Raw genomic sequence first — 13,932 nt, 5'->3', positions numbered from 1 at the left:
CCGTATACGGAACCGTATGTACGGTGGTGTGAGAGGGACGGAGGTTAGTCACCTCCCCCTATCTCGATTTCGGCTCACGCTTTTCCCGCTGGTGTCTTCATATTTTCCCTACGCTAATGTCTGCTTTCCTACAGGATAAAAAAGACAGCTTGGCAATATATCACATGAAAGATCCTATTTAGCAGATGAGAGATGTGTAGACTCCCACGGGAAAAGCAAGAGCTTGAGATCCACTTTGACAAGCGGGCTTTGCTTGACAAAGTTAGCTCAAGCCTTGGGACTGCGATTACTCGTCCCACCATAAACACCTGCCCGTAGGATAAGGAAAGCTTCCCCGAATAAGCATCGCACGAAGAAAATTGATCTTTATTTTCGAGGAAAGCGAAACATCTCTCAGATGCGGGTGTGATCCTCTTACTTAGAGCTAATTACATCACTTGATTTTAGCTTAACTTTTTTATGCAACGCTAATGATATTTTGATTAAAATTGAGAATTATGACATGAAAATTACTTAATTTACAGAAAAGTCTGTTTATCTACTTGACTATTGCTGACTACTATATATAATGTAAGTGAATCTAGGCAATCGATTGCACCTACCGTTTGTAGTTGGCTATATTTAATAAGGCCAGCATCAAACTATGCTAGTTTATATTCTCCAGTACCATGAGGTTATGTTTTTAGTCTTTTTGAGCAATCGATTTCCCCTCGGAGATTCGATAACTTTAATTATTATAAAAATAAAAGTTGCTCCATAATAAATAATGAACGCTATTTTGTTATTTAATAGAAAACAGCTTTATTAGATTTTTATAGGTCTCTATATTGTTCAATACATATACTCCATAAGTCATTCTACAGCATGATATCATCTTTTCTTAACGTAACTTTTAAGTAACTTTTCATAAAATTATTTACCTTAGTTTCTGTTTTTATCTGCAATAAATAGAATGTATTTTGCTTAATTCTATTGTTGAGCGTTTATGAGCAGTTAATTTTGTTAACGCTTACATTGGAAGTTAAATATTAGGAGGTGAAGTTAATTAAATTTAACTCTTAAGTTAGTATTCTAGCAAGTGAAAAATTAAAAGTCGAAAGGAGAATGATGAAAGAATGAAGTTATCTAAAAGGGTAAAAAGAAAGTTTATGCGGATGGCAAGTATGTTTTTATGCTTTGTCATTTTGCTCCCAATGTTTGATGGTGTTTTAGTTTCGGCTAAAGGTCTTATGACAAGTCAGCCAGCTCCAACAACGGAGGAGGTTCCGATTAACGGAACAATTATGCAATACTTTGAATGGTATTTGCCTGATGATGGTCAGCACTGGGATCGCTTAGGTGAGGATGCAGAACATTTAAATGATATCGGTATTACCTCTGTATGGATTCCGCCTGCTTATAAAGGGCATGTTGGGACAAGTGATGTAGGCTATGGTGTCTATGATTTTTATGATTTAGGGGAATTTAATCAAAAAGGAACTGTTAGAACTAAGTATGGTACAAAGCAACAATTACAAGATGCAGTAGCAGAATTACACTCAAATGATGTCCAAGTATATGGGGATGTTGTTGTCAATCATTTGATGGGCGCTGATGCGAGTGAGAGTGTTAGGGCAGTTGAAGTAAACCCACATAATCGAAATCAAGATATTTCGGGGGAGTTTAACCACTCGGCGTGGACCGTTTTTAATTATGATGGAAGAAACAATGCGCACTCGTCATTTAAATGGCGTGCGGAACACTTTGATGGTGTTGATGACTGGGGTCGCATTTACAGATTCGCAGATAAAAATTGGGATTGGGAAGTAAGTACGGAACTAGGAAACTATGATTATTTAATGGGGGCAGATTTAGATTTTGATCATCCTGATGTTGTAGAAGAAATTAAAAATTGGGGTGTTTGGTATACTGAGGAAATTGGTCTAGATGGTTTCAGACTAGATGCAGTTAAGCATATTAAATATGAGTTTATGAGAGACTTTGTTAATCATGTAAGAGCAGAGACAGGTAAAGAAATGTTTACGGTTGGAGAATTCATTGGTGGACTAGGGGATCTTCAGCGTTATTTAGATGTTGTTGATCATAATATGTCGTTGTTTGATTTTCCGCTTCGAAATAATTTTGCCGAAGCCTCTTCGTCAAATGGGAACTTTGATATGCGCCAGCTTTCTAATAATACTTTAGTTGGTTCAAATCCAGCACATGCGGTTACATTTGTTGAGAATCATGATACGCAACCTGATCGAGATGATGCCCATGGTGCGCCAGTACTTGATTGGTTTAAGCCACTTGCTTACGCCTATATTTTAACGCGTGAGGAAGGGTATCCAAAAGTATTTTATGGTGACTATTATGGAACAAATGGTACGAATGGGAATGATATTGCTCCGTTGAGAGATCAACTTGATCCATTATTACTTGCACGTAAGAATAATGCTTATGGTACGCAACATGATTATTTAGATGATGCTGATTTGATTGGTTGGACTAGAGAAGGTCATCCATCGAAACCGGGATCTGGACTTGCGACTGTTATGACAAACCGCAGTGGTGGTACGAAAAATATGTATGTTGGAACACAGCATGCGGGTAGTACGTGGGTTGATACAACTGGTAATGTTCAATCATCGGTAACGATTGATTCGTCAGGTCATGGTAACTTCTCTGTGCGAGATGGATCTGTTTCAGTTTGGGTACCAGAATATGATGGTAGTCAACATGATGAATTACCAACTACACCAGAAAATTTAAGAGCAACAACGAGTGACTCTGATGTTGAATTAAATTGGAATGCATCTAGTGATGATAATGGGGTTACTAATTATGAAGTATACCGAAATAACACATTGATTGCTGAACCGATTAATCCACATTATATTGATCAAGGTGTTCAAAGTAATACAACTTATAATTATCGTGTAAGAGCGGTGGATACCGCTGGTCAAAGGTCAGGGTTCAGTAGTACAGTAACTGTAAAAACATCAGACTCAGAAGATGACGATGATGACGATCCCATTGACATACCAGATCCAACAGAACTAGAAAATAAGCCTTTTTCGTGGGATAATGCAAACGTTTACTTTGTTTTGACGGACCGTTTCTACAATGGAAATACAAGTAACGATAATTCATATGGAAGACCGCAACGAGATGCTTGGGGTTCAAATATAGGTACTTTCCATGGTGGGGATATAAAAGGATTAACACAAAAACTAGAAGAAGGATATTTTACAGAACTAGGAACGAATGCGATATGGATCACAGCACCATGGGAACAAATTCATGGCTGGGTCGGTGGTGGAAGTGAAGGTGACTTTGCTCACTATGCTTATCATGGCTACTATGGACTAGATTTTACAGCAATGGATCAAAACATGGGTACGATTGATGAGATGCGTGAATTTGTTGATCTTGCGCATTCATTAGGTATTCGAGTTGTTCTGGATATCGTAATGAATCATGTTGGTTATCCAACAATTGTTGATATGCATGACTTTGGTTTTGGTGATCCTGGCGGTCTTAATAGAGATTGGACACCTGATCCAAACCAAGGCGAAGATTGGCATACACATAATGATATTATGAATAAAGATAATGAAGAGGCATGGGCGAATTGGTGGGGGAGTGACTGGATTCGCGCAGATGAAACAGCTGGATATGACAATTGTGGTGGTTGTGAAATAACAATGTGTTTAAGTTTTTTACCAGATATAAAAACTGAAACAACATCAGGAGTTGATTTGCCACCAATATTAAGAAATAAGTGGAATGACCAATCAAGTGGTTATGAAGACTGGCTTGTGCCAGCTGCTGAACCTTATCGACAAGAGTTAAATGTTGCACCAAAAGATTATATGATCAAATGGCTAACTTCTTGGGTTGAGGAGTTTGGTATTGATGGATTCCGCGTTGACACTGCAAAACATGTGGAAATTGATCGATGGGCAGAATTAAAAGATGAGGCAGAAAGGGCACTTCAGACATGGAGAGAAAATAATCCAGATAAACCGGGTGCAAATTGGGATGATGATTTCTGGATGACTGCAGAAGTGTTTGGACATGGTCTTGGAAGAAGTGAGTATTTTGATCATGGATTTGATTCAGTCATCAACTTTGAATTCCAAAATGCAAATATGAATGATTTAGAAGGTTTGTTCTCTAGGTATGCGAATTCAATTAATAATGACCCTGATTTTAATATGTTAAGTTATATTTCATCACATGATACCCATCTTTATGATCGAAATGAACTTATCCAGGCAGGTACAGCGTTATTATTACTGCCAGGTGGTATTCAAACGTTTTATGGTGATGAAACAGCTCGTCCGTTAGGTGATGGCGGTTCTGATCCTGAACAAGGTACCCGCTCATCAATGAACTGGGATGATATTAACGAGGAAGTGCTTTCTCACTGGCAAAAGCTTGGTCAATTTAGAAATAATCATATAGCTGTTGGTGCGGGAGAACACCAGCAATTAGCAAGTAGCCCTTACACATTTTCGCGTGTGTATGAATCAGATGAATTAATTGATGAAGTTGTTATTGCAGTAGGTGCACAAGGAACGACAGCAGTTACTGTAGAAGGTATTTTTGAAGATGGAACAGTCGTCAGAGACGCTTATACAGGGAATGAAACAACGGTAACTAATGGAACAGCAAGCTTTGCTGCTGGAAATCAAGGAATAATTCTAATTGAAAACACAGCTGAGCCAGTAACAAACTTACCGATTGTTTCTGCATCACCAGATAGTCATTCGTTTAGATCGGATGAGATCACAATTACGTTAAATCTTGATCGTGCAGAGAGTGGTAAGTATACGCTTGATGGAAGTAATCCTGAAGATGGAATAGCATTTACAGATGGCGAAGAATTAACGATTGGTGCTGACATGGAGTTTGATGAAGTAGTAACATTAAGACTCTATGCTGAAAATGAGAATGGTACAAGGACAAGAAGTTACACTTATAGAAAACTGGATCCAGATGCGGTACTTGAAGTGTATTTCCAGAAGCCAGCTGATTGGGGAACACCGCAAATCTATTATTATGATACATTACCAGAAGAGACTGAGGTAACATGGAACACAGCACCAACGATGACTCAGGTCGAAGGTGATTGGTATGTATACATTTTTGAAAATGCTCAAAGTGCAAATATCTTATTTAAAGATTCCTCTGGACGGCAAATACCAGGACCAAATGAGCCAGGACTTTTAGTTGAAAATGTTGGTTGGTATGATGGGCAGAGGTGGCTTGATTCAGATCCATTTGAAAGTGATCCTAAAGATCCGGCCACTACACCAGAAAACTTACGTGGTATTGCTGTAACAGAAACAACTGTTACACTTCAGTGGGATCGCTCTGACGGTCATGTTGTAGAATATGAAGTCTTACGGGATGGCGATGTTGTAGGTACAACAGCACAAACAACATATACTGATCAGGACCTTAATCCAGACACAACTTACACATATTCTGTTGTTGCTGTTGGGGATGGGGGACAGAGGTCTACTCCAAGTGAAGTAGTGGAAGTAACAACCTTTGAAGAAAATCAGGAAGATAAGGAACCAGCGGAGACTCCAGAGAATCTAAGGTTAGCTGATGTAACAGAATCAACGGTTACGATCAATTGGAATGTATCAAATGGTTATGTAACAGGGTATGAGATTCTGCGTGATGGGATAGTAGTTGGTGAAACAAGCGAAACGACATTTACAGACACTGGACTAGATCCAGCTACGACTTATACGTATGCAGTTGTAGCCCTTGGAGACGCCGATCAAAAGTCTGAGGCAAGTGAGGAGTTAGAAGTAACGACTCAAGAGGAACTAGAAGGAAATTACGTTACAGTGTATTATAAACATGGATTTGATACACCACACATGCACTATCGTCCAGAAGGTGGAGAGTGGACGACAGTTCCGGGTGTTAGAATGGAAGAGTCTGAGATTGCTGGTTATAGTAAATTAAGTGTTGATATTGGAGAAGCGGCGAAGTTAGAAGTTGCATTTAACAATGGTCGTGGTGCTTGGGATAGTGATAATGAGAATAATTATCTGTTTGAGCCGGGTGTTCACACGTATGTTCCAAGTCATCATGGACGAGGAGACATTATTCCTGGGAAACCTGATTTACCAATTGAGGGCAACAAAGTGACAATCTATTATCAAAATGGTTTTGATACACCACATGTCCATTATCGACCAGAAGGTGGTAATTGGACAGATGTACCAGGATTACCGATGGAAGATTCAGAATATGCAGGTTATAGTAAATTAACGATTGATATTGGACAAGCAAGACGAGCAGAGGTAGCCTTTAATAATGGTCACGGTGCTTGGGATAGTGATAATGAGAATAACTATTTCTTTGAGATAGGTGATAACACTTATATACCAGGACACAACGGTTCACGTGGAGATGTTTATCAAGGTAAACCAACTCCACCAGGAGAAGGCAATAAAGTAACGATTTATTACGAGCGTGGCTTTGATACGCCACATGTTCATTATCGTCCAGAAGGCGGTACTTGGACGAATGCACCAGGAATTAAAATGGAAGAGTCCGAAGTAGCAGGCTATAGTAAAGTGACGCTTGATATTGGGAGAGCGACTCGTGCGGAAGTAGCATTTAATGACGGTCGTGGCGCATGGGATAGTGATCATGAGCGTAATTATCAGTTTGAAATTGGTGACAACACGTATATTCCAGGTGAAAATGGTGCCCGTGGCGATGTGTATCAAGGCAAACCAACACCAGTTGAAGAAGGTAACAAAGTAACGATTTATTACGAGCGTGGCTTTGATACGCCACATGTTCATTATCGCCCGGAAGGTGGTACATGGACAAATGCTCCAGGTCTAGCGATGGAAGATTCAGAGTTTGCTGGATATAGTGAAATAACACTTGATATAGGCAATGCAACACGGGTTGAAGTGGCTTTTAATGATGGCCGTGGTGCTTGGGATAGTGATAATGAGCGCAACTACTTCTTTGTAGTTGGAAATAATACGTACGAACCAGGCATTAATGGAGCTCCAGGACAAGTAAAACAAGGTGAATTACCTTATGGAGAAGATGAGCCAGGAGATATCGAAGAACCTGATCAAACATCACCATCAAGACCAACTAATTTATCGGCAACAGCTACTGAAAATACGGTTTCGCTTAGTTGGACAGCTTCAACAGATAATATTGAAGTCGCTGGTTACAGAGTTTATCGGGATGGTGAGGAAGTAGGTGTAACTGGTACAACGACTTATACAGATGTAGGTTTAACAGCAGAAACGTCATACAGCTATGAAGTACAAGCATATGACACTTCTAATAATTCATCAGCATTAAGTGATGAAATAGTCATTAAGACTTCAAAAGAGTCAGTTGTTGAGCCGGGTGGAGATTTGCCTTATTCTACGAACCCATCATTCGGAAAAAAAGTAAGTACTCCAATCACAATTGATGGAGTGAATGATGGTGAGTGGACAGATGATATGCTAATAGCAATTGGTATGGCTGGTGATGACCCACGTACACTTGGTGAGAACTGGTCAATGCATGAAACGCCAATGGATCTTTCTCATCTATGGGCAGCATGGGATGATGAGTACTTGTATCTTGCTTGGCAGTATGTCGATGTTACAGATGTCATTGACCCCGCAAATGCAGGTTCATCGGCTGGAACACCAATTAGTAGCATGGATATGCCACAAACAATAGCGATTGATACAATCCCTGGACAAGGTGCATCGCTTGATATGTGGGGTAAGAATGGTGGAGAAACCTTATGGGGTGGTCCAGATCTACCAGATTACCAGTTAAATCTTGCATCAAATATGTGGCATTCAGGATTTATTTCAAGGGCTGTTGATGGTGTATTCCCTGTTGATGATGAGGGAGTAGACTATAGAACAGGAGAAGATGCTGGAATTGAAGCTGCGTTTTCAGCGGGTAAGGGATATAATGAATTGTGGGGTGTGTTTGATGCAGATAATGCAAATGACCCAAGTAAACTTGTAGAGTTTCTAGAGCTTGGTCATGATCCAACGCGTGACACTTTTTATGAAGTGAAAATTCCGTTATCTGCGATTGGCAATCCTGATATCGAGAATCAAGGATTAGGAGTGATGATTCACCAAGGTGAATTCTCAGCAATGGATACATTACCTAATGATCCAGCAACATCTGATACGATAGGTGTAAGTGAATCAAACTCTCCGTTAGAATGGCAAGATATTGACTTGTTCACTGTTCCGTTTGCAAGAATTGGTCAATAATTAATTAAAAACTGGTATAGTCTATTGTTAGACTATACCAGTTTTTTTGTGGGCTCCTTAATTGAGCACGATTAACCTCAATTGATAAATATTTCTATCTTAATTTCAGAATTATTAACAGCTTCTTCTGTTCCAACAGTACCTTTTATTTCATATTCAATAATAAATATATCGCCAACCTCCGAAATATTTAAGGGCATAATTTCAAAGCTGGAATAAGACTCCGAATCAATCATAACTATTTTAGAGGACATAAATTGAGTATTTAAAAATGCTAAATCGACTAAATCAGGGTCATTTTGAACCGTTTTATTGACATAGGCTTTGTAATATTCTTCCCCCATATCTGCCAAATGCTTCGCTTCAATAGCTGTTTCTGTTTTTTTAAATTGCGCGGACATATTGTTAATTTGAAAAGATAATAAAGAAACGGAAATAGAGAATATAACTAAAACTAACAAAACGATAATTAAAGTTGCACCATTCTCATTTTTTAATCGATTCATTCTGTTTCACTTCCTAAATGAAAGTATGTGAATAAACTTGCCTGATCGGTCCCACTTGCATCAGCAATGTTAATTTTTACTCGATATAAACCTAACTGCTTTTCTTCATCTGTAGATTCGCAGATCCAAATAGTCGGTTTATATTGGCTATTATTAAGTTCATAAGTAGCTGAAACACTAGGTAAATCAGTTAAAAGAACTTGTTTCGGTGTAGCCCAATCAGGATCGTCTTCATTTAGCGTATTTAATAATAGAGCTAACTCGTCACTGTTTTTTATTACAGTGACGAGTTCTTCTGCAACATGTACTGAAGTGAGCTTATTCTCTAATATTTTTGTGAAATTAGCATAATTAATAAAAGATGTAGAGACGGCAATGATAATTATCGTTATCAACGAAATCGATGCTAATATTTCTATCAATGTAAAGCCTTTTTCAGATTTTCCAGTTTTCATGATCTACACCTGCACTTCTTAATAATCGTTGTTTATATTAATCCTCAACATTTAACCATGATGGTTTTCCGTTTGAAAAGTTGGTTATTCCTTCTACGTGTATAGTTCCGTTATTTCCATTGTTATCTTGTTTAACTTCACCTTTAATCGTCAAATTTCCTTTAATCGTTAAATTTGAGTTTCCACCTAAAATCAGATCACCATCGATTCTAGAATTTCCTTCTACGGTTATTTTTACGTTATCATACATTTCAAGGTCTCCATCAATTATAAGGTTTTCACCTATATTAAGTTGTGAATTATGTGCAGCTAATAGTTTGTTAGAAATTGATGCAGAACCATTTATGTTTATAGTGGATTCATTGACAGCCTCGACAGTATCGACAATAAAATTTTTCCCTATTTCAGCATGACCTTGACTCAATATGTGGAAACGTCGATCGACAACGATACTTTGTCTAGCCTCTAATCGAGTTTTATTACCTACCACAACCTCATCACCAGCATGAATATTTGTAGCTACTAATTTCCCTTCATTTTTGAGCTCTAGTTTTCTATTGAATAAAGCATCACCTTGGATAGTCATAGGGTGGAAATTGTCGATATTAAATATCGGGTCGACAAATAAATTTCCTGTAACGTTAAATCCTGCTGTATTATGTTTCATTTCAACGGTGTCATAATGATCGTCAGAAATCCATGCGTTTCCTGTAATCGTTATTTCCATTGCACAACCATCAGGGATAAATTGGTTGTGATCATCGTAAGCATATTTTGTGTCCACATCAAAGTTTTGACAATAACCACCTTCTGCATAACCTTCTAAGACAGGTCTATCTGGTGGTACAATCGGATCAGGTTCTTCGATAGTCTGAAAAACCTGCAATGCAATCTCTAGTTCTGTTGGTTTTTCGATCGTCGTTAAAATGCTATAAGTTTGCTGAGCTTCATTTTTCAACGTTAAATCAATTGACAAGGGTGTACCATCAGCTTTAACTTTCATACATTCATCTACTGTCGGTATTAAATTCTCCCCATTTATTTTTAATTCATCAATTGAACTAGTCATTGACGAGTTTACTTCCTGTCCGTCAATTAAAAGAATTTTGCTTTTATTTAGAGATACTTCAAAATCGCCTTGGTTATAATGACTTCTCAATGTTGAGACAAGTAAATTGGCATCTTGACGTAATTGGGCGTTATCACTTATGTTTTTACTATTTAGAAAGACGTTAAAGAGGACTGTCATAACTAATGCGCTTACAATCGCAAAAAGAACGAGGGCTGCCAGTAGTTCGGTGAGTGTTATACCTTTTTCATTTAAAAAGTGTTTGTTCATCAAAATCACCTCCTTACACAAATTTGTAAAGAACAATACAATAACTTCTGCTAATCGAGTTGCATTCTGAAATAGTGGGCATGTGTAAAATAAAAAACTAAAGGGAATCGTTTGCACTAATTTGGGTTGTTTTACCCACTGTAATATATATAGAATAGTCTGTCAACCATTTTATTGATAAACAAAAAATATATGACAAGTGTTTATTTATTAGGGTTTACTTAATTTAATTTTAGTTTTTTTACTGTTTGTTTCTTAATTTAATTTATAAACAACACTAGCGCAATCGATTCCTTTTTAAAAGTTTTATCTATTTTCAAAACATAATATTAGTTTAAGGGTTATCAAATGTTGATTGGTTTCCGTATCCAAAATCAATTTGATCTGATGGCTTATAAGGGGAAAAGAGGATAATATTTTGTAATAAAATAGTTGCTCCAAACTTTTTAATCAAACGTTTGGAGCAACTATATATTAATCATTGAACTTTAATTAAACAGATCAGCCTTTTTCTTTAACTCAATATAAACAAATGGTAATAGAGAAATTCCGACTGTAAATAACCAGTTGCCTAAAGAGATTTGAGTGAAATCAAAAATATCTGCTAAAAATGGTACGATAATTAATAACGTCATCACTATAGCTCCGGCTATTGTAGTGAAAAAACAATAGTTTATTACTTTTTAGTCCAATTTTGAAAATCGATTCTTTACTTCTACAGTTATACATATGAATGATCGTTGTGAATCCTAAAACAATAAAGACCATCATATTTGCAACGTTAGCATTAGTTGTAGCAAATAATTGACCGAACCTTCCGAAATAAATTGCAATTAAAGTGAGAACTGTAAAAACAACAGAAATCTCAATGATTTTTTTCAAAAGTCCATTCGCAAAAATAGACGTGCCTTTTGGAACAGGAAGACGATCCATAATATCGTGATCAGCAGGCTCTATACATAAGCTAAAGCCAGGGATTCCGTCGGCAACTACTTTAATAATTAACAATTGAATTGCAGTGACGGGTGCTCCCCATCCAACAAGGAGAGAAATTAAGACAATAGTTAGAGCGGAGATATTACAACCTAACATTGCATACAGTGATTTGCGAATATTGCTGTAAACACGTCGTCCTTCTTTGATGGCTGCTACGATTGTGGCAAAGTTATCATCGAGCAGTACCATGTCGGAAGCTTCTTTTGCGACTTCTGTTCCGCCACCCATTGCAACACCGACATCAGCAGCTTTTAATGCAGGTGCATCATTGACACCATCTCCTGTCATAGCAACTGTTTCTCCATTCTGTTGTAATGCTTTGACAATTCGAATTTTGTCTTCCGGACTTGTTCGGGCGAAGACAGTATATTTGTCGATCACTTTAGCTAGTTGTTGATCAGTTAGTTCTGCTAACTCTGCTCCTGTCATGGCAAGATCATTTTCAGACAAAATATTGACATCACGAGCAATCCTCTTAGCGGTTAATAAATGATCACCTGTAATCATAACGGTTCTAATTCCGGCGCTCTTTGCAACTTTTACAGCTTGATAACTTTCTTCTCTTGGGGGGTCAATAATACCAATTAAACCACCAAGCATAAGATTACTTTCTAATGACTCAGCAGTTAGCACTTCGGGAAGTGCCTTGAGTTCTTTATAGGCCACTCCTAAGACCCGATAAGCTTCGCTAGCTAATTGATCATGAATGGTTTTTGCCTTTTCGTGATGAATCGCTTGATCCTGTGACAATTCTAACCGATCGAATGCGCCTTTCGTAATTGATAGATATTTACCTTTCACTTTATAAACGATTGTCATTCGTTTTCGTTTTGAGTCAAAAGGCAATTCAAAAATGCGTTCATACATATTTGTTTTTTCTGCTAGCTTTTTGGGATTAATTTTTTTCCTGATCAATTTACCGATTGCTAGTTCCGTTGGATTTCCGATTTCTTTACTGTCATCAGTTATATTGCTGGATAAATAGAATTTAGTTAAAAGCTCCTCTTCAGCTGAAGATAGGTTTGTATTTGCATGATTAATTTCACCTTCCGGAAGCCATAGCTTCTTTACTTCCATTCTATTTTGTGTGATCGTTCCGGTTTTATCAGAACAGATCACGGAAACATTTCCAATCGTTTCGACCGCTGTTGGCGTCCTGACGATAGTATTCTTTTTAGCCATGTTTCTGATTCCATAAGATAAAGAGATCGTCACAACAACAGGTAAAACTTCAGGAATCGCGGCGACAGACATTGAAATAGCAATCATGATAATCTCAGTAAGCGGATAGCCTCTTAATAAACCAATAATGATGGCTAATAGCCCACCAACAATAGCGATTAAACCTAAGCCTCTTCCTAGCTTTTGCATTCTGATTTGTAATGGCGCTAGTTGTGGTTCATCCTCTGCCAATAAATCTGCGATCTTACCTATTTCTGTACTAACACCCGTTTCAGTGATGATAGCTGTTGCTCTACCACTGACTACTAATGAACCAGAGAAAGCTTTATGCTTTTGATCACCAATTGAATCTTTTTCATCAGGAATATATGCGGGATCCTTCTCACTCGGTTCGCTTTCCCCCGTTAAAAAAGATTCATCAACGGTAAAATTGGTACTTTCAATAATCTGTGCATCTGCAGAGATTCGATCACCTGTCTCTAAATGAAGAATATCTCCTGGAACAAGCAAGTCACTTTTAACATTGATCAGTTGTCCATTTCGAATCACTTTACTTTGTGGAATATTAAAATTTTTTAGGTCATCCATTGATTTTTCAGCTTTCTTTTGTTGCCTGACTGATAAAAAAATGTTCAATAGCACGATACCAAAAATAACAATTGGTTCTGTAAAGTCGTCTGGATGCACAACATATGACACATACGTAGAGAGGGCTGTTGCAATGAGCAAAATAATAATCGTTATATCCTTTAAAGAATGAATGAGATACTCAAATAATGATTTTTTCTTTGCTTCTTTTAATTTGTTCTCACCAAATTTTTGTAGTCTCTCTTCCACCACCTGATTAGTTAATCCCTGTTGTAGGTTAGTTTGATACTGTTGGAAGAGCTCCTTTTGTCTTGTTTTCTGTATCATGCCTATGTCTCCTTTCAAAAAAAAAGAGAGATCAGACAAGAACAACCATTAAAGCCTACGGTTGATCTTACTGACCTCTCCTAAATCTTATTCCGGCGAATAAGACTATAGTCTATTTTTTATTTCTATAAAGAATAGCACATTTTTTTTTAGAATGCAAACTTTTTTAAGCTATCTGAAAAAGGTTATCAATTTCCTGACTTTCGTAGTTCCAAATGACAAATAGTATTGAAAGTGTTGATTTTATCAAACAAATCAGCACTTTT

The 13,932-nt window shown here is 37.5% G+C and carries 6 protein-coding genes; 1 reads left to right on the top strand and 5 read right to left on the bottom strand.

Annotated features, from left to right (window positions below; translation table 11 throughout):
• Positions 1-1,115 precede the first annotated feature (1,115 nt).
• On the top strand, positions 1,116-8,273 hold the full coding sequence (locus tag ABD814_RS10205; RefSeq protein ID WP_425549079.1) for an alpha-amylase: 7,158 nt from the start codon (positions 1,116-1,118) through the stop codon (positions 8,271-8,273).
• Positions 8,274-8,350: 77 nt separating this feature from the next.
• Here ABD814_RS10205 and ABD814_RS10200 read toward each other — a convergent pair whose 3' ends face one another.
• From ABD814_RS10200 to ABD814_RS10180, 5 genes are all read right to left on the bottom strand, one after another.
• Positions 8,351-8,779 carry a hypothetical protein gene (locus ABD814_RS10200; RefSeq protein ID WP_344912816.1) on the bottom strand — a complete coding sequence of 143 codons (429 nt, stop codon included), beginning with the start codon at positions 8,777-8,779 and terminating at the stop codon, positions 8,351-8,353.
• On the bottom strand, positions 8,776-9,234 hold the full coding sequence (locus ABD814_RS10195) for a prepilin-type N-terminal cleavage/methylation domain-containing protein (protein ID WP_344912814.1): 459 nt from the start codon (positions 9,232-9,234) through the stop codon (positions 8,776-8,778). Before ABD814_RS10195 ends, ABD814_RS10200 begins: the two co-directional genes overlap by 4 nt.
• Positions 9,235-9,271: 37 nt before the next feature.
• Entirely contained in the window at positions 9,272-10,573 is a 1,302-nt protein-coding gene (locus ABD814_RS10190) for a prepilin-type N-terminal cleavage/methylation domain-containing protein (RefSeq protein WP_344912812.1), read from the bottom strand.
• Between the two features lie 488 nt (positions 10,574-11,061).
• Positions 11,062-11,208 (bottom strand): cation transporting ATPase C-terminal domain-containing protein, encoded by a 147-nt coding sequence (locus ABD814_RS10185; RefSeq protein ID WP_344912810.1) that lies wholly within the window; start codon positions 11,206-11,208, stop codon positions 11,062-11,064.
• Complete coding sequence (locus ABD814_RS10180; RefSeq protein ID WP_344912808.1) at positions 11,165-13,666, bottom strand: cation-translocating P-type ATPase; 2,502 nt, start codon at positions 13,664-13,666, stop codon at positions 11,165-11,167. The genes ABD814_RS10185 and ABD814_RS10180 overlap by 44 nt, the downstream gene beginning before the upstream one ends.
• Between the last annotated feature and the right edge of the window lie 266 nt (positions 13,667-13,932).

It is taken from the genome of Amphibacillus indicireducens, from assembly GCF_039539605.1.
GTDB classification, from domain to species: Bacteria; Bacillota; Bacilli; order Bacillales; family Amphibacillaceae; genus Amphibacillus; species Amphibacillus indicireducens.
This window is presented reverse-complemented; position numbering and strand designations above follow the sequence as displayed.

Coding starts and splice junctions, on each gene's coding strand:
- ABD814_RS10200 (WP_344912816.1), bottom strand. CDS start 8,779: ATGAATCGATTAAAAAATGAGAATGGTGCAACTTTAATTATCGTTTTG.
- ABD814_RS10180 (WP_344912808.1), bottom strand. CDS start 13,666: ATGATACAGAAAACAAGACAAAAGGAGCTCTTCCAACAGTATCAAACT.
- ABD814_RS10195 (WP_344912814.1), bottom strand. CDS start 9,234: ATGAAAACTGGAAAATCTGAAAAAGGCTTTACATTGATAGAAATATTA.
- ABD814_RS10190 (WP_344912812.1), bottom strand. CDS start 10,573: ATGAACAAACACTTTTTAAATGAAAAAGGTATAACACTCACCGAACTA.
- ABD814_RS10205 (WP_425549079.1), top strand. CDS start 1,116: ATGAAGTTATCTAAAAGGGTAAAAAGAAAGTTTATGCGGATGGCAAGT.
- ABD814_RS10185 (WP_344912810.1), bottom strand. CDS start 11,208: ATGACGTTATTAATTATCGTACCATTTTTAGCAGATATTTTTGATTTC.